The sequence below is a fragment of the Sorangium sp. So ce176 genome (assembly GCF_051519835.1).
Lineage (GTDB): Bacteria > Myxococcota_A > Polyangia > Polyangiales > Polyangiaceae > Sorangium > Sorangium cellulosum_G.
The window spans coordinates 61,728-79,382 of the sequence record NZ_CP150371.1; the positions used below are offsets into that span (position 1 = coordinate 61,728).

The 17,655-nt window shown below is 70.5% G+C and carries 14 protein-coding genes; 2 read left to right on the forward strand and 12 right to left on the reverse strand.

Annotation, left to right across the window (positions count from 1 at the left end; all coding sequences use genetic code 11):
* Positions 1-29: 29 nt before the first annotated feature.
* From WMF42_RS00225 to fadI, 8 genes are all read right to left on the reverse strand, one after another.
* A complete protein-coding gene (locus tag WMF42_RS00225) occupies positions 30-437 on the reverse strand; it encodes a hypothetical protein (protein ID WP_437689650.1) in 408 nt (135 codons plus the stop codon).
* Position 438: 1 nt separating this feature from the next.
* Positions 439-1,419, reverse strand: a complete 981-nt coding sequence (locus WMF42_RS00230) for an SDR family oxidoreductase (RefSeq protein WP_437689652.1) — start codon at positions 1,417-1,419, stop codon at positions 439-441.
* A gap of 252 nt (positions 1,420-1,671) precedes the next feature.
* On the reverse strand, positions 1,672-3,033 hold the full coding sequence (locus tag WMF42_RS00235; protein ID WP_437689654.1) for a cytochrome P450: 1,362 nt from the start codon (positions 3,031-3,033) through the stop codon (positions 1,672-1,674).
* 135 nt (positions 3,034-3,168) lie between these two features.
* Positions 3,169-4,233: a terpene synthase family protein gene (locus tag WMF42_RS00240; protein ID WP_437689655.1), complete on the reverse strand. Its 1,065-nt coding sequence runs from the start codon at positions 4,231-4,233 to the stop codon at positions 3,169-3,171.
* Between the two features lie 55 nt (positions 4,234-4,288).
* Positions 4,289-5,317: a hypothetical protein gene (locus WMF42_RS00245; RefSeq protein ID WP_061607993.1), complete on the reverse strand. Its 1,029-nt coding sequence runs from the start codon at positions 5,315-5,317 to the stop codon at positions 4,289-4,291.
* Between the two features lie 524 nt (positions 5,318-5,841).
* Positions 5,842-6,912, reverse strand: a complete 1,071-nt coding sequence (locus WMF42_RS00250) for an STAS domain-containing protein (protein ID WP_437689658.1) — start codon at positions 6,910-6,912, stop codon at positions 5,842-5,844.
* Between the two features lie 446 nt (positions 6,913-7,358).
* Entirely contained in the window at positions 7,359-9,593 is a 2,235-nt protein-coding gene (fadJ, locus tag WMF42_RS00255) for a fatty acid oxidation complex subunit alpha FadJ (protein WP_437689660.1), read from the reverse strand.
* Positions 9,590-10,936 carry an acetyl-CoA C-acyltransferase FadI gene (gene fadI, locus WMF42_RS00260; RefSeq protein WP_081426439.1) on the reverse strand — a complete coding sequence of 449 codons (1,347 nt, stop codon included), beginning with the start codon at positions 10,934-10,936 and terminating at the stop codon, positions 9,590-9,592. The genes fadJ and fadI overlap by 4 nt, the downstream gene beginning before the upstream one ends.
* A gap of 287 nt (positions 10,937-11,223) precedes the next feature.
* On the opposite strand from fadI, the gene WMF42_RS00265 reads away from it, so the two are divergent.
* Together WMF42_RS00265 and WMF42_RS00270 are read left to right on the forward strand one after the other, a co-directional pair.
* The gene (locus tag WMF42_RS00265) at positions 11,224-11,433 is read left to right on the forward strand and encodes a hypothetical protein (RefSeq protein ID WP_155798347.1); all 210 of its coding nucleotides are present in this window, start codon (positions 11,224-11,226) and stop codon (positions 11,431-11,433) included.
* Positions 11,430-11,636 carry a hypothetical protein gene (locus tag WMF42_RS00270; protein WP_061607997.1) on the forward strand — a complete coding sequence of 69 codons (207 nt, stop codon included), beginning with the start codon at positions 11,430-11,432 and terminating at the stop codon, positions 11,634-11,636. Before WMF42_RS00265 ends, WMF42_RS00270 begins: the two co-directional genes overlap by 4 nt.
* Before the next feature lie 181 nt (positions 11,637-11,817).
* Here the strand turns inward: WMF42_RS00270 and WMF42_RS00275 are convergent, their stop codons facing one another.
* The 4 genes from WMF42_RS00275 to WMF42_RS00290 form a co-directional block, all read right to left on the reverse strand.
* Entirely contained in the window at positions 11,818-13,758 is a 1,941-nt protein-coding gene (locus WMF42_RS00275) for a glutamate-cysteine ligase family protein (RefSeq protein WP_437689662.1), read from the reverse strand.
* A gap of 73 nt (positions 13,759-13,831) precedes the next feature.
* A complete protein-coding gene (locus WMF42_RS00280) occupies positions 13,832-14,725 on the reverse strand; it encodes a hypothetical protein (protein WP_437689664.1) in 894 nt (297 codons plus the stop codon).
* 171 nt (positions 14,726-14,896) lie between these two features.
* Positions 14,897-15,766 carry a hypothetical protein gene (locus WMF42_RS00285; protein WP_437689666.1) on the reverse strand — a complete coding sequence of 290 codons (870 nt, stop codon included), beginning with the start codon at positions 15,764-15,766 and terminating at the stop codon, positions 14,897-14,899.
* Between the two features lie 125 nt (positions 15,767-15,891).
* Positions 15,892-17,607 (reverse strand): hypothetical protein, encoded by a 1,716-nt coding sequence (locus WMF42_RS00290; RefSeq protein WP_061608156.1) that lies wholly within the window; start codon positions 17,605-17,607, stop codon positions 15,892-15,894.
* Positions 17,608-17,655: the final 48 nt, after the last annotated feature.

The following is a 17,655-nucleotide window of genomic DNA, read 5'->3' on the forward strand; positions in this document are numbered from 1 at the left end:
CGTCGGCCGCCCTCCGGCAGCGCGGCGCTTCACGCCGCGGCGTCGGCCAGGAGCTCCGCCCGCGCCGCGTCGGGCCGCGGGGCCGCCCTGCCCACGCCGCGGTCGAGCGCGTCGCAGAGGAGCGCGCCAGCGCCGGGGACCACGTTGTCGATCGCCTCGTCGGCCTCGCGCGGGCTCAGCCACCAGAGCGGGTTGAGCCGCCGGGGGAGATCGCGGAAGGAGCGGGCGGGACGGCTGACCTCCACCGTGAGGGCGAGGGTGCCCAGGTCGGCGTCCAGCCAGTCGTCCATGTCGCCGATCGTCGGGTACCAGCGCGCCGCCTGCCGCACCTCGCACCGATCGCGCGGCAGCGCGCGGCAGAAGGCGTCGCCGAGCGCCCGGTAGAGCGGCGCGCGAATGGCTGGGAGATCGCGTACGGAAGGCGCCAGATCGGCCATGTCATCGCGGCTTGAGGCGCCCTGCCACAGCGGCCGGGACCTCGAGCGCGAGGCCGGCGAAGGCCCGGGCGGTGTCGAGGAGCGCGGCGAGGCCCGAGGACGCGCGCCACCCGCCGGTCACGCCGGTCCAGTGCTTCATCGGAAAGAAGATGTTGCCGTCGGTGTGCGGCGCCGCGCGATCCAGGAAGGTCGCGCGGGTCGTGTACGCGGCGAGCACCCGCTCCGTGAGCGCCGGGAAGGCGACGAACGCCGCGGCGGTGATGCGGCCGGCGACGCCGACGTACGTGGCGCGCCGCGGCCGCTCGGCGAGGGAGACCATCGCGGCCGCGACCCGCTCGGGGTCGACGATCGGCCGGATCGGCTGGACGGCGCGGCCCGTGTAATTGCCGGCGTGCTGGTAGATCGGGGTGTCGACCGACGCGGGAAGGAGCGTGCAGACGTGAATGTCCGGGGTGCTGGCGAGCTCCTGTCTCAGGCAGGACGCGAGCCCGAGGATCCCGAACTTGGAGATCACGTAGGCGCTCATCGTCGGCGCGCCGAACTTGCCGAGGGCGGAGACGTTGTTGATGAGCACACCGGCGCCCTGCGCGCGGAAACAGGGCAGCACGGCCCGCACCCCGTGCACGTAGCCGAGCAGGTTCGTCTCGATGACCTGGCGGTAGGTCTCGTAGGGCGCCTCGTCCGCGCGCGCGTAGAGGAACACCGCGGCGTTGTTCACCCAGACGTCGATCCTGCCGAACACGTCGATCGCGGCGCGGGCGAGGGCCCTGACGGCGCACTCGTCCCGCACGTCCGTGGGGACGGCGAGCGCGCGCGCGCCGACGCTGGCGCACTCGGCGGCGACCTCCTCCAGGGCCGACGCGTTCCGCGCGGCGATGACCACCCTCGCGCCGCGCCGCGCGAACGCGATCGCCGCCGCCCTGCCGATCCCCGAGGACGCCCCGGTGATAACGACCACCGAATCGCGAACGCACTTCCGCATGACTGACAACCTCCCGCGCGGTCTGCTGCTCGCCGAGAGGAAAGCAACGCGCGGGCCACGCTGGCTCGGATCGTGTACAGGGAATCCGAGGTAGCGCGCGACTCCGCGCCTGCCGCGCGGGGACGTTTGCGCCCGTCACGCCATGCGCCGACAGAGGGCATGGCGTCGACACCGCGCCGCTTTTTCCAGGAGGATGGGCGGCCCGGAGAAGGGGTGCTCCGCCCGCGGAGGACCCCTGGGCCGCGTGCCCGCTCAGGGCGGGCTGCGCCGCGTCACCCGGAGCGGCGTCCCGTTCTTGATGCGCAGGGCTATCGACAGCGCTGGCACGGCGGTCCGGCGCGGCGAGCCGGCGGCGAACGTGTAGCGCTGGACGAGGCGCGCCAGGATGAGCTGCGCTTCGGCCATAGCGAACGTGCTGCCAATGCACTGGCGCTGGCCCGTTCCAAAAGGGATCCAGGCCAGCTTGTGGCGCGAGGCCGTGCGCTCCGGCGTGAAGCGCCCCGGATCGAAGCGTTCGGGATCCTCCCAGCAGTCCGGATGACGATGGATGGCGTACGTCGGGGCGAGGACGAAGGTGCCCGCCGGGACATGAAAGCCGTCGATCTCGTCATCGACGACGGCGACCCGCACCAGCCACCAGAGCGGCGGGCGCACGCGCAGCGCCTCCTGGAAGACCATGCGGGTATAAGACAGCCTGGCGAGGTGCGAGGCATCCGGTCGGCTCTGGCCGACCACGCGATCGACCTCGGCGCGCAGCTCCGCCATGACGGCGGGCTCATGCAGCAGCAACTGCAGTGTCCACGCGAGCCCGGTCGAGGTCGTCTCGTAGCCAGCCAGGAACAGGGTCACGACCTCATCGCGCAGCTGGTCGGCGGTCATCCGCTGGCCGGTCTCGGGATCGACAGCGCTCATGAGCGTCGCGAGCAAGCCCCCGCTGTCCCCGGCGCGCTGCTGCCGGCGCTGGCTGCGCTCGATGATCTTGAACAGGACCGCGTCCATGTCGCGGAGCGCCTGCTGGTAACGGCGCCTCCCGGGGACAGGGACCCAGGAAGGCAGCTCCTGCGCGACGATGCCGCGGAAGACGTAGCTGAGGGCGAACGTCACGCGGGCGGTGAGGAGCTCGATCTCCTCGCGGTCGATGTCGCCTCCGAGCACCGCTCTCGTGATCAGCTTCATGATGATCGGGCTGACGGCGTGCATCGGGTGGAGCGGTGAGCCCGTCCTCGCGGCGGTGTCCCAGACCTCGAGCTCGTCGTCGATGGCATCGACCATCACGCCGACGAGCTCGTCGAGCCGCTCGCGGTGAAAGTGCGGCTGCATCATGCGGCGCTGGCGCAGCCAGTAGTCCCCTTCGCTCACGCCCAGGCCGTTGCCCAGCAGGGTCCTGATCGAGTCCCACAGCGCGCCGCCTTTCCCGTACTTCGAGCTGCAGTCCCGGAGGACATGCTGGACGTGCCGCGGGTGATTCACGACGATCATGCTCAAGGGACCGAGCCGCAGCCTGTACACGTCCCCGTGTCGCGCGCGGGCCCTCGGGAAGAACTCGGCTTGCTGGCTGAGCAGCGCCGGCAGCGACCCGAGCAGCGGTAGCCCGCCGCCCACGAGCGGCGGCATGCGCGGGGCAGTGAGCGGTCGGCTGTCCGGAAACAGCGCAGAATCGGCTCCGATGTTCAATGCCACTCGTCCTCCTGTTCCCTCTCCCTGCTCCGCCGACAGGGCCCTCCTCTCGGTGGAGGGCCGGCGTGCGCTTCACAACGAGAAATATTTCTCGTTGGAGTACCGGTGGGTGATCAAGTACCAATCGAAGGTGCCGCGGATGATCGTGTACCCCGTACGAACGTACCTCGTGATCGCCTCCGCCATCCCCTCGTACCCGTCGACGAGCTCCGGGAGATCCCTCTCTATCTGGACCATGGCCTTCACCATGTCGTCGGCGAGCTTGCCGGCCAGGTCGCAGGCGCTCTGCAGCCCGATGCCGTGCTCGCGCTGAAGGAGGGCGATGAAATTGGCCTCCCCGCTCTTCACGTCCTTGTAGAGCCCGAGGAGCTCGTTGTGGATCACGATGACGAAGGCGACGAGCTCGGTGATGCTCTTGACGTATTGATCCTCCAGCACGGGCTGCATGCGCAGCCCGTGCGCGCGCTCGAGGAACACCGCGGCGAGCGGCATGAAGTAGCTGCTGCCGATGTTGTCCCGCCTCCGCATCAGGTGGGTGGTGGGCCCGAGGACGGCGCGCCCGTCCTGGAGCGCCTGGACCCTCAGCCCTTTGAGGTGGAACTGGAGGGCCCCGGCGAAGGCCTTGAAGAGCGGCGGCGACGCGAACGCCTCGATCTCCTTGAACCACCGGTGCCACGCCCTCACGATGTGATCGTCTCCCGCTGCAGGCGAGTCTCCGCGGGCGATCTGTCCGACCCTCCGGATGTAGTCCAGCTTCTTCGAGGCGTCGGCGTTCACGTTGTCAATGACGTCGTCGATCGCGAAGAACAGCGCGAGGGATATCGCCCCGTACAGCACGAGCTCCTTCGGATGATCTGGGAAGATCAGCCCAGAGCAGTCGTCTAGCTTCATGCCCACCAGGACGTCATGACCTTCGGTCCCCCGTTCGATGAGCTCCGCGCTCACCATCCAGTCAATGTACGGGGACCGTATCTCCTCCAGGTGCTCGCTCACCTTGTACTTCCCCGGGAGGAGCAGCTCCGGGGGCCTGATCTTCTCGAAGTCCGGGACGTCGATGTCCATGCCGCGCAGACGTTCGCCGAACTCCTCGGCCCTGCCCGATCCCTGGATCACCCCAAACGCGGCTCGCTCGTTCATCTCGCTCTCCTCTCGGCGGCGCCACCCCGGGAGCCCGCCGGTCGTGCGTTCTGGCTCAATCGCCGTCGAGCGCCTTCAGGGCGAACGCGGTGACCAGGGCCTCCGAGCCGACGTAGATATCGGAGCGGCCCAGCTTGTAGATGGGTGATATAGGCCATGAGCCATCCGACTTCTGTGCCCTTCGCAGGGCGTCCCTCTCGGGTGCGTTGTCGACACGCAGGCGGTTGGCCGCGATGACCCTGAGCGCGAGCTCCAGGGGGACGTCGCTGCTCCCGATCCGCGCCCTCAGCAAGCCCTCGACGACGTGCGCATACTTCTGCGTGAACCTCTCGAAGTCCAGCAACCTCGACGCCCAGTAGAGGAGCACGTCCGGCGTTAGATAGTAATAGAAGGCGTCCGGGCGCGCGATCTTCTCCGGGCGCAGGGAGTCGATCAGGTACTCCTCCGTGGGCCGCGCCTCGTCCTCCCTCCCCAGGAGGTAGGCCAGGTACAGCGCATTGGCGCAGGGGATCGGGTCGATCCTGCAGCGCCCTTCCCGCTCGCCCCTCGGGGGCATGTACACGTGGATGACCCCGGCTTCGTCGACGTTCTGCAGCACCTTCGAGACGGCCGAAAGAGCGACTCCGATGGGAGCGGCGCCGACCTTTATCAGGACCGACAACGCGAGCCCGGTGTCGTCCACGTCGCGGGGGAGCAGGCTCGCATCGACGAAATACGAGAAGAGCCCGTTGTCGTGGCTCTCGCCGAGAAACTCCGTGAGACGGCGCTTTACCCTGGAGCTCAGCCTGCTGTTCATCAGGAGGTCCAAGATGATCGCGGAGGTGAAGATCTCATCCGGCATCTCGATGCGGGACGTGAAATCCGGCGCCCTGCTCAGGTTGGCCTGGTAGCAGCGGTCGACGTCGAAGGTCTGGCTGAGGTATCGATAGCCCCGGTCGATCGGGTCTTCATCTCTCCTGCCCAGCGCGCTCAGCCGCTTCAGTATCCCTGCCTCACCCTCTCGCGGGCTCAACACGTCGGCTTGTGTCGAGCACATGTCAACCGTTGACTGTCCGTCGGTGTGGGACGCGCGATCGCTCAGCATAGACGACCCTCCTGCTGCATGCAGCGGATGCTGACAGCTCCGTTCAGTCCACGACAAAATCGCGGAACGAACCACCGATGTCAACGCCGATGCGTGGGCATGTGATCGATGCCTACATGTCAGTCCAGCCGCGTCCAGGAAGGGGCCAGTGACGGCGCATTCGTTATTTGTGTTATGATAACGTGGGCTTGCGCGATGACTCGCCGCAGGTCATTTCAGCGTTCTGGACAATGAAATGTTCTGGGCTCTGAACGAGCACCGCGCCCGCGAGCCATGCATCTGGGCGGGGAGCGCTCGCGCGATGTCGCCCGCTCCGGGTGGGGGCGCATCGCGTTCGCGGCCTCGGGTCGTGGCCCAGTTTGCCCTGGATAGAATCGATTTGCGGGGCGGACGGCAGGCAGACCATGGATCGATCGATCCTGACCGCATGCTCGAACCCGGTCACGGCCGGGCGCCTCGTCGCGCGCGTCCGCGGAGCCGCGGTCGGACCGCGGCGTCGGCGCTGCATCGCGCGTCGGCGGGCCTCAGCGCCGCGCGGCGACCTGAGGCCGGGACGCGACGGCGTGGGTCACATCCACGTCCGCCTGCATCATGCGCAGGCAGGTCTGCAGGCCGTGCCGGAGATTGCGGAGCGTGAGCATGGGGCCGAGATCCACGCGCAGCGCGGTGAGCGTCTGCGCCACCGCGGGCCGGACGCCGGTCAACATGCACCGGGCGCCGAGCAGCTCCACCGCGCTCACTAGCCTCAGGAGCCGATCCGCCGTCGAGGAGTCCATGATCTCGACGCCGGTCACATCGATGATGACGAAGCGGGACTGCTTCCGCGCGATCTCCTCGAGCAGCTGGTCCGTCACCTCGCCGCTGCGCCGTGAGTCGAGCATGCCGATGATGGGCAGGACGAGGACGTCATCCCAGATCTCCAGGATCGGAGTCGACAGCTGCTGGACGGTGAGCCGCAGGCGCTCGAGCGTGTCATTCCTCTCCTTCTCGCGGACGAGCTGGAGATCCATCTCCTGCTCCCACCGCTTGCGCTCGCTGACGTCACGGAACACGGCGACGGCGCCGACGAACGAGCCCCCGGGATCCAGGACCGGGCGCGCGCTCACGAGGAGCCAGCCGCCCTTCGGGTTCTTGTTGTTCCGGAAGAAGATCTCCTGCGCGGTGATGACCTCGCCTCGGAGCGCGCGGGCGAGGGGTAGATCGGTCGGGGGAAACGGCGTCTCCCCATCGACGTGGTAGAGTCCGTACCGCTTGCTCCACTCATCCGGCGAGCTATCGGTGATCGCGAGGTTGATGACCTGCTCGGCCGCCTGGTTGGAATACACGATCTTCCCGTCCTGCTGGCTCACCACCACGCCGTCGACGATGTTGTCGAGGATCGCCTGCTGCGCCCGCGCACGGTTCTCCAGCTGCTCGAGCGTACTGGCGAGCTCCGCCGGCGAGGCGCGCTTGCCCTTGTCTGCTGCGCGGCCGGCGGCATTCTTCGCGCTGGTGCGCGCCTTCGCGCTGGTGCGCGCCTGCTTCTTGACCTCATCCGACCGGCGGGCGGGATTGGGAGAACGGTCCTTACCTTCGTTTCGGCGAACAGGTTTCATTCCAACGTCTCCTGCTGGCTGCGGCACGAAGCTTTCGATGGTTTTCCAGGGCCAGCTCCATCGACCGGGACCTTCAATCCAGACGCAGGATCATCGAGGGCTCTGCCCTTCTGATGATGTACGCCGCTCACGCTATCCTCGGCGTTCCGAGCCTTCCACGACTGCGTCCCAGCTCGCCTCACTTCGAAGTGAGGCTAAACCAGCGATCGTACGCGATCAATGGGCCATCTTACAAAAAATATGTGTGGAACTCGGCTCTATGGCCGCGTGTCGACCATACATCGGCTCGCGCGTCGTCAGCATAGGTCGCGAAGGTTTTGCGGGTCGAGGAGCGCGCAGCCCGGCAATGCATGGCCGGCGGTGCGCAGGTTCCTCACCTCGCTGGCGCGCCTCCGCGCGGCGGCTGCCAGCGCGGAGGCGAGCGGCCACGCCGCGCCCAGGAGGCGTCAGGCGTAGAGGGGCTTGCCGGTCCTCGCCGCCTCGACGAGGGCCGGGGCGGGCGTCCAGCGCTTGCCGAAGCGGCGCTCGTAGACCTCGATGCGGCGGAGCACCTCGGCGGCGCCGAGGCTGTCGACGTAGCGGAACGGGCCGCCGCGGAAGGGCGGGAAGCCGAGGCCGAAGATCGCGCCGATGTCGCCGTCGCGCGGGCCGCGCAGGATGCCCTCGCCGAGGCAATGCAGCGCCTCGTTCACGAGCTGGAGAGAGCACCGCATCTGGATCTCCTCGACAGGCACCGGCGGCTTGTCCTTCGCCTTCGGCACCGGCAGGCCGAGCACGGCATACACGCTCTCGTCCGCGTGCTTCCCCTTGCCCTTCTTCCTCGCCGCCGCGCCGTACAGGTACATCCCGCGCTCGTTCTTGCGGCCCTTCCGGTCGTCGGAGACCAGCTTGGCCATCGTGGGCGGCGGGGACATGCGATCGCCGAACGCCTCGATCATGATCGGGCCGACGTGCGCGGCCACGTCGATGCCCACCTCGTCGAGCAACGCCAGCGGGCCGACCGGCCAGCCCCACGCGACAAGCGCACGGTCGACCTGCTCGATCGCCACCCCCTCGGCCAGGAGCCAGCTCGCCTCGTTCATGTACGGACCGAGGATGCGGCTCGTGTAGAAGCCGACTCCATCGTTCACGACGATCACCGTCTTGCCCTGCCGCTTGCCGACCGCCACGGCGGTCGCGACGACCTCGGGAGAGGTCCTTTCCGTACGGATGACCTCGAGCAGCGGCATCTTGTGCACCGGGCTGAAGTAATGCATCCCGACCACGTTCTCCGGCCGCCGGGACGCGGCCGCGATCCGCGCGATCGGGATCGACGACGTGTTCGACGCGAAGATGAGGTCGTCCTTGCCGTTCGCCTCGACCTCGCGCACGACGGCGTGCTTCACCGCGAGATCCTCGAACACCGCCTCGATCACGAGATCGGCGCCCCGCAGGCCCGAGGTGTCGGTCGTCGTCGTGAGCAGCGCGAGCTTTTGATCGCGCTCGAGCGCCGTGATCTGCTTCTTCTTCACCCGCTCGCCGAGGATGTCGGTCACGACCTTGAGCCCGCGGCCGAGCGAGGCGTCGTCGCGGTCCTTGAGGCGCACCGCGATGCCGGCGTTCAGGCTGACATAGGCGATGCCTGCGCCCATCAGGCCGGCGCCGAGCATCGCGATCTTCTCGACCTTCCTCGGCTGCACGGACGGGTCGTCCACGCCGGTGTCCTTCTTCATCGCCGTCGTGGCGAAGAAGATCTCCATCAGCCGGTGCGCCGTGCTCGAGACGACGAGCTCGCCGAACGCCCGGGCCTCGACGTCCTTCGACGCCTCGAAGCCCCGCTCCGCGTAGGTCCGCAGCACCTCGATGATCCGCTCGGGCGCCGGGTAATGCCCGCCTGTCTTCTCGCGCGTCTTTTTCTGCGCTTGCTGGAAAAGTACAGCGCGACCGATCGGGTTCTGCTCGAGGGCAAGCCGAGTGAGCGCGGCGGGGTCGAGCTTCGGCCCCTTCTTCGCGGCGGGCGCCGGGCGGAACGGCGGGCCGCCTTCAACACGCGCGAGCTTGAGCGCGAGCGCCGCGGCCGTCTCGTGCAGGATCGCCGCGGGGACCACGTCGTCGGCGACGCCGAGCTGCCGCGCCTTGGAGGGGCGCATGTTCTTGCCGGTGAGGCCGTGGTCGAGCGCCGCCTGCAGCCCGGCGCGCTCCGCCAGCCGCTGCAGGCCGTTGATGCCGGGGAGCAGGCCGAGCTGCACCTCGGGCAGGCCGAGCAGCGTCTTCCTGTCGTCGCTCAGCACGCGGGCGTGGCACGCGAGCGCTACCTCGAGGCCGCCGCCGAGCGCGGCGCCGTGGATCGCGGCGACGATCGGCTTCGGCGAGCGCACGATCCGCAGCACCGCCTCGTGGCCGGCGCGGCAGATCGCCTCGGCCTGCGCGGCCGTGGTGACGCTCTTCAGCATGTCGATGTCGGCGCCCGCGATCCATGTGTCGGCCTTGCCGGACACGAGGATGGCCGCCTTGATGAGCGGGTCGCCCGCGATCCGGGCCGTGATCCGCTCGAGATCGCCGGCGAACGTGGGCTTCAGCGTGTTGACCGCCTCGCCCGGGACATCGTAGGTGACGACCGCCACGCCGTCGGGGCGGACGTCGAGGGAGAGCGGGCCCCGCTCCGCGGGCGCCTGCGCCGCCTGGTTGAACGTCGTCGTCATGCTGCCTCCAGGACCACGGCGGCGCCGAGGCCGCCCGCTGCGCACACGGTGAGGAGCGCGTGCTGACCGCCGCGCTTCTTGAGCTCGCGGAGCGTGGAGAGCACCATGCGCCCGCCCGTCGCCGCGAAGGGGTGGCCGAGCGCGATGGAGCCGCCGTTCACGTTGAGCCGCTCCGGGTCGATCTCGCCGACGGCCTCGGACCGGCCGAGCTTATCCGCGGCGAACGACGGCGACGCGAGCGCCTTCAGGTTGGACGCGACCTGGGCGGCGAACGCCTCGTGCATGTCGACGAGATCCATGTCGGCGAGCGAGAGGCCGGCGCGATCGAGCGCCCGCGGCACGGCGAAGACCGGCGCCATCAGGAGCTGCCAGCCCGGGTCGACCGCGGCGTAGGACCACGATTTCACGTACCCGAGCGGCTCGTAGCCGAGCGCCTTGGCCTTCGCCTCGCGCATCAGGAGCAGCGCGCTCGCGCCGTCGGTGAGCGGCGACGCGTTGCCCGCGGTGATGGTGCCGTGGCGCCTGTCGAACGCCGGCGACAGCTTCGCGTAGGCCTCGAGGGTCGAGTCGTCCCGGACCACGTTGTCGCGCTCGACCGGCTTGTCGTAGGGCGGGGGGATCACGTGCATGACCTCGGCCGCGTACGTGCCGTCGCGCCAGGCGCGCGCGGCGTTCGTGTGCGAGCGGTGCGCGATCGCGTCCTGCTCCTCGCGCGAGATGCCGTTCTGCTTCGCCATCTTCTCGGCGGCCTCGCCCATCTGCTCGCCGGTGGTCGGCTCGCGCGAGAAGCCGGGGACCGGCGGCACGATGTCCTTCAGCGAGAGGCGGGAGAGGATCGCGAGCCGGGCGCCGAGCGTCCGCGCCTTCTGGAGCTCGGTCAGCGCGGCGGCGAGCTTGCGGGAGACGCCGAGCGGGACGTCGCTCATGCTGTCGGCGCCGCCGACGATCGCGACGTCGTGCTGGCCGGCGAGCATCGCCTCGGCGGCGCTTGTCATGGCCTGGAGCGACGTGGCGCAGGCGCGCGAGACGCTGTAGGCGTCGATGTCCTTTGGCAGGCCCGTGCGCAGCACGACCTCGCGCGCGATGTTGAGCCAGTCGAGCGTCGGCACCACCTGGCCGTAGACGACCAGCGTGACGTCGCGCGGGCTCACCTCGCTGCGCTGGATGAGCTCCTTGACCACGGTGGTGGCGAGATCGACGGTGCGCAGCGCCTTGAGCGACGTCCCCGCCTTGGTGAACGGCGTGCGCAGCCCGGCGACGACCGCCACGCGGTCACCCTCGCCCTTCCCGTCGCTCGCCCCCCCGCTCTTGCCGCCGCCCTTCCCCTTCTTGCCTGAAGCCATGCCGACTCCTCCGCCGCCGGAGAGCCCGCCGCGGGCCTGCCCCGCGCGCCCCCGCGCAGCCCCCCGGATCCCGGCTGGCCAGAGCACGCCGGTTGGGAGGTGATCCCTTAGGTGTGCTAACGCGACGTGTCAACCTCGCCCGGAGAGGAGCGCGACGCGGACAACGCACGTCGCGAGGGGGAAACACGCGAGGGGGAACACGCGTCGTCAGGGTGCAGGCAGGACGGCCGGACGATCGCTGTCGTGAATTTGGCCTACACCGGCGCACCTTCGTAGCGTGTTGGGCCATGCGGAAATTTATTCAATTCGGTTTGCTGGTCTGCAGCGCCTCGGCGATGGCCGGGTGTGCGACGTGGGCCACGGGCTCGGCGCCGGCCGGTCCGGGCTACGTGTATGTCACCGGGCACAAGAACAACATGCCTGCGATCTGGATGTGCCCTGATGCGCCGGGCAAGGCGGAGTGCAGCGAGGTCGAGATCACGGAGGCGGGCGAATGAAGAAGATCATGATTCTCGGGGTGCTGCTCGCGAGCCTCGGCGCGGTCGGCTGCCAGGGGGCCTACACGAGCATCCGGCAGATCGACGGGACGCGCTACCAGGTCACGCGCTCGAAGCAGGGCTTCTTCAAGACAACCGGCACGCTCCTCGACTGCCAGGCGCGCGGCGACGCGATGACGTGCACCGAGGTCAGCGACCTGTGAGCCGCGCGCGGAGCGCTGCTCCGCGCGTCGTTCCTGGATAGCGGTCGGTCGAGAGCAAAGCGTTAGGACGCAAAGGCGCGAAAAGACGTAAGGAGACGTAGAAGACCTCGAGAAGATCCTGTCTCGGCTTCTTCTGGCGCCTTTGCGTTTCCCTCTTCACTCCGCCGCGATGCGCGGCCGCTCACCCATCGCGCAGGAAGGCCTCGAGAAGCCTCGCCGAGACGTCGAGGAGATCGCGCTCGGTCACGATGCCGACGAGCCGCTCGCCGGCGACGACGAGGAGGCAGCCGACGCGCTGCTCGCGCATGATCCGCATGGCCTCGAGGGTCGGCGTCTCGGGCGTGATCGTCACCGGATCGGGGCGCATGATGGACGCGACAGTGGGCGGGGCGGAGCCGTTCGGCGCCGCGGCGCCGCGGGCGGTGAGGCGGAGCAGGGCGCGGTGCGAGACGACGCCGACGAGGCGGCCCTGGTCGTCCTCGACCGGGACGTGGCGCACGTGGCGCCAGTCCATGACGCTCGCGGCGAAGTCGACGATGTCGGCGGGGCGCACGGTGAAGAGATCGGTCGACATGAACTGGCCGACGGTCCTGTAGCTCTCGCGCAGCAGGTCGAGGTCGGGCTCGAGCGCGGCGGGCTCCCATGTGTGCACCGGGCGCGCCGAGCCGCCGCCGCGGGCCTCCTCCTGCTGGCGGGCGAGCATCGCGGCGCAGAGCGCGCGGTGCTGCATCTCCGGGGTGCCGCGCCCGGCCATGGACGCGAGCGAGCCGAGCGCCCACTGGGCGCCTGTCTGGCCGCGGCGCACGCGCTCCTCGACGACGCCGAGGTAGCGGTCGATGTCCGCCGCGTCGATGCCCGCGGCCGAGAGGCCCGCGCGGGCGGCCGGGAGGAGGCGCGAGAGGACGAGCTCCGCGGCGGGGAGGCTCTGCCCGAGCCAGGTGAGCTGCGCCTTGAGGCCGTGGCGCGCCGCCGCGAAGAAGTTCGCCTTGGCGTCCTCGAACGGCATCTCCAGGTCGATGCGCGGGTGCTCGGGGGCGAGGCCCGACATGAGGCCGAAGAAGAAGGCGGCGTTCGCGACCTCGTCGAGGATCGTGGGGCCCGCGGGCAGCGCGCGGCTCTCGACGCGCAGGTGCGCGATCCCGTCCGCGACGCCGTAGCAGGGGCGGTTCCAGCGGTAGACGGTGCCGTTGTGGACGCGCAGCGCCCTGAGGTCCGGCACCTCGCCGCGCGAGAGCACGGCCGCGGGGTGCTCGCCGGTCTCGGCGGTCATGATCACGCGGAAGCGGGCGATGTCCTCGCGGAAGAGCTCGAGCGCGCCCTCGCGCACCCAGCCGTCGCCGAAGTGCACGCGGGGCCGGTGCTGCCGGACGTCGCGGTCGGTCGGGCGCGTGTCGATCGAGCTCTCGAAGAGCGCGATCCGCGTCTCGTGCCAGAGCCGCTGGCCGAGGAGCAGCGGCGAGTTGACGGCGACGGCGAGGACGGGGGCGGTCACCACCTGGGCCAGGTTGTAGAGCGGCGCGAACTCCCGCGCGCCGACCTGGAGGTGGACCTGGAAGCTCGTGTTGCACGCCTCGAGCAGGATGTTGTCGTGCGTCATCTCGAGCTCGTCGAGCCCGTGGATCGACACGCGGAAATCGCCCTGGCGGAGCTGGAGGAGCGCGCGGTTGAGCTCGTTGTAGCGCGGCGACGGCGTGAGGTTCTCGAGGCGGAGATCGCCGGCGCGCAGGGTGGGGAGGATGCCCGCGAGCAGGACCTCGGCGCCGAGGGCGCGCGCGGCCTCGGCGGCCCGGCCGACGACGTCGGAGAGCTCGGCCTCGAGCCGCCGGAGGCAGTCGCCGCCGAACGGCAGCGGGCAGAGGTTCGCCTCCAGGTTGAAGCGGGCGAGCTCGGTGGTGAGCCGGCCGTCGGCCGCCCGCTCGAGCACCTCGGGCGCGAGCGGCGCGGGCCGGAGCGCGCGGTCGACAAGGAACATCTCCTGCTCGGCGCCGATGCGGCGCACGCCCGACTCGATGCGGTCGTCGCGGAGGATCTGCTCGAGCGCCTCCACGTCGTCGAGCAGCGCCCGCATGAAGGCCTGAAGCTGCTCCTCGTTCACCTGCTCGGAGACCTGATGCTCGCCCATCGCCGACCCACCCGCCTTTCGCCCGCGCGCGCTCCCTGTCCGCGCAGCGTACGACGGGCGGCGGGGGGCGCGCTCAGAACCTGTGGCCGACGGCGAGCCGCAGCGTGGCGATCTTGTCCTCGGCGAGGCCGAACCCGAGCGACGGGTCGAGCGCCACGAGCAGCCCCGCCCGGCCGTAGAAATTGGACTTCGCCGGCGCGTAGAGGGCGAACGGCTCGAACGCGAGCTGCGCCATGTCCTCCTGCGTGAGCGTCAGCGCCGCCTGCAGCCGCAGCCCGCCGCCGAACGAGCCCCTGGTGCGCAGCTCGAGCTCGGTGCCCTGCTCGAGCACGAGCTCGGCGTCGCCCCCGGCGGTCGGGAGGGCGAGCATGACCGCTGTCTCGGCGCGGCAGATGAGCCGCGTGGCGACCTCGGCCTCGACGCCGCCGCGGGCCCTCAGGGGAAAATGCTGGGGGATGAGCCGGTGCAGGTCGAAGAAGGCGCGCGCCGGGAGCGTCGCCTGGAGCGTGGCGCGCGCGTCGGCGTTGGGGTCGCTGAGGACGGGGAGCGAGAGCGAGCCGCCGCCGAAGACGGCGAGCTTGCGCGAGAGGGCGCGCGCGTAGTGGACGCCGAGCGTGGGGTTGCCGAAGAGGAGGCTGCCGGCGCTGCTGCTCTCGTCGACGCCGAGCCGCGTCGACCGGAACGAGGCGGAGACGCTGCCGTAGGCGAGCGGGAGCTCCGCGTCGAGGTGGAGCCGGCCGCGCCACGCGAGCTGACCGACGAGCGCGAAGCTCAGGCCGAAGGTGCTCACCTCGGCGTCGACGTCGTCCATCGACCAGTCGGCCGACTTGCTCAGGACGTCGATCTCGAGCTCCGCGCGGGAGCCCTGGGATTTGACCCAACCGTTCTTCTCTGCCGGGGCGGCCGACGGCGCCGCGAGCCACAGCGAGAGCAGGACGGCGGAGGAGAGCAGCGGTTTCGCGTTCAATCAGGCCCGGCTGCGATGACTAACACGCCTCGGCCCCTCTGTGGCCGCCGAACGGCGCCGTCCGCGGCCGCGAGATGGCATATCGGCCGAGGTGCGAGGGGGATGAAGGGAGATGTCGTGGCGCGCTGGGGGCGGCGCGCGCCCGGAGGATGCCCGGCGCGGGGAGGCGCTCTACGACCTGCGCGGGGCAGGCCGGCTCGATCCGGACGCGGGCGCCCCCTGCTTGGCGGAGCCGGCGGGGGCCGACGCAGGCGCCTCCTCCTCGTCGCTGTCGTCGTCCTCGTCGCCGTCGTCGTCGTCCTCTTCCTCGTCGTCGGCGTCGTCCTCGTCGTCCTCCCCCTCGCTGTCGCCCTCGAAGAGAAGGGAAGGCGCGCCATCGCTGCCGTGATCCGCGAAGATCGCGTCGGCGGCGATCACGAGCTCCTCCAGGCGCTCCGCGTCGACGGGGCCGTACGCCGCGAGCGCCATGACGCGGTCCTGCACGAACAGCCACGCGTCAGGGAAGTCGCGCAGCGCATCGCGGACGCGCGTCGAGAGCCACCGGCCGATGGCCTTCGCCTCCGCCCCCTCGACAAGGAATTGCTCCATGAACTCCGGGTCCTTCTTGAACTGGATGCCCGTGTTCGGGACGCGGCTGCCGTCGACGATGGGCAGCGGGCACACGGTGAGCCGGGGCGCGGGCTTGGCGAGCTTGGCGAGGACGACCTGGTACTCGCTGCCGTTCTTCGCGTCCGGCCCGACGACGGCGACAAAGGCGAGCTTCGGGACGAGCTCGTAGCGGGCGATGACGCTGCCGCCGCCCGTCTCCTGCAGCATCCGCTCGAGGCTGGACGGCGCGGAGCGCACCGGGCGCGGGCCGGCGACCTCGGCGGTCGTCTTCCGGCCGTGCGCCCCGGACCGGCGCGCGGCCGGCTTCGGGGTCATCAGCGCGCGCCACCGCACGAGCTCGGCGTCGCGCCGCGACTCGTGCCGACCGCGCAAGCCGGTCAGGTACCAGACGACGAGCAACGCGAGGGGACCTACGTACCAGAGCCAGGGCATGGGGCGGCGATGCTAGCAAACCTTGCGCGTCGGCGGTGGGGTCGCGCGGCTCGATGGTGGGGTCGCGCGCATCGGCGGGGCGGCGGCGGCGCTCGGGGCGCGGCCGCCGCGAGGGGCGGCGGCGCTCAGGGGGCGGCGGCCGCCGCGGGGGGCGGCGGCGCATCGGCGCGCCGCTCGAAGATGCACCAGTAGCCGTTCTTGCTGTGACGGACCATGCCGGCGACGTCGTAGACGCCCCGGAAGCGCCGGTCCTTGCGGAGCTTCTCCTGCGCCGGGAACGGGAGCTTGTCGCACGTGTCGGCGCCGCCGACGAACACGAAGTAGCGCGGCGCCTTGTCGAACACGCGCTTCACGTAGCCAGGGCCGGTCTTGTGCGTGTAGCCGCCCGGGAGCTTGGAGATCACCGGGTCGACAAGGCCGAGCAGGTCGAGCACCGGATAGTCGGTCGTGTACCCGATGTACCCGATGTCGCCCACCGCGACCTCGCCGGGCTGGCCGTGCTGCAGGAACCACGCGGCGGCGCCGCCGGCGGCGCTGTCCCAGAACCGCTTTTCGTCGTCGAGGATCCGGTGCTGCGCGCTGTCGATCCGCTGCGCCCGGAAGGCGCCCAGCGCGACGATGCTGCCGGCCATGAGCAGCCCGGCGCCCGCGGCGAGGGCGAGGCCGGCGCCCGCGCGCGCGGCGCGGGCCGAGAGCGCCGGGAGCATCGGCTCGAGCAGCGAGCGCGCGCCGAGGCCCGCGAGGAGGAAGCAGAACGGCTCGAACGGGCTCATGAAGCGATAGAACGGCATCCAGTCGCCGCCGACGAGGAGCACGTAGCCGGCCACCGCGAGCGCGAGGGCCCCGACGCACAGCGCGTCGCGGTGCCGCGCGACGATCGCCACGCAGAGGCCGAAGAGCGCGAGCAGGAGCGCCGGCCACGTGTGCTCGACGTACTCGCCGATGTAGTGCCGCCCGCCGGCGAGCTGCTGGGCGAGGCTCCCGGTCTTGGCGCTCAGCGTGTTCGGCAGCCACGTGCCGTAGTAGCTGTGCCGCCAGAGCATGTGGAGCGCGATGGGCGCGGCGAAGACGACGCCGCGCAGGAGGTTCTGCCGCCCGAAGAAGCGCAGGCCGAGGAAGAGCATCGGGATGCCGAGGAACATCGGCGCCTCGGGGCGGGTCAGGCCGGCCAGCCCGAAGACGAGGCCCGAATACGGGAAGCCCGTGCCCCGGTCGCGCTCGCGGAACATCATCTCTGTGCCGGCGAGGACGAGCAGCACGAAGAGCGGCGTCTCCAGGCCGAAGACGGCATATCCGCTCTGCACGATCGAGCTCGCGAACAGCCACGTCGCGATGCACGGGATCGCGCCGAGCGGGCGCAGCCGGTTCGCGAGCAGATAGAGCGCGCCGAGCGAGCCGCAGGCGGCGAGCCCGCCGAGCACCTTGGCGAGGACGTCGGGGTCGAGGCCGACCTTGATGCCGGCCGCGAGCAGCACGGTCCAGAGGAAGTTCGTGTACCCCTCGATCCGCTCGCCCGCGTTGTAGACGAGCCCGAGGCCCCGGGCGAAATTGCGCGCGTAGCGGTACGAGATGTACGCGTCGTCGATCGTGAACGAGCGCACCCGCACCATGTTCGCGACGAGGAGGACGGCCGGCAGCACGAGGCCGAGCGCGAGGTGCAGGCGGCCGGAGAGCGGCGCGCCGCGCAGCCATTCGCGCAAGCTCCGGGCGGGGGGCGCCTCTGGCTCGTCGCCGCCCGCCTCGTCCACCTCGCCGTCCGGAGGGGCGACGTCGGCGCGCCCGCGCTCGTCTTCCAGCCCAGGTCCCCGCCCTTGTTCCAGCTCTTGTTCCAGGGAAGCCATGCGACGCGTCTCCCTAGCATGGACGCTTCTTGCCGGGGTCGTTTCTTG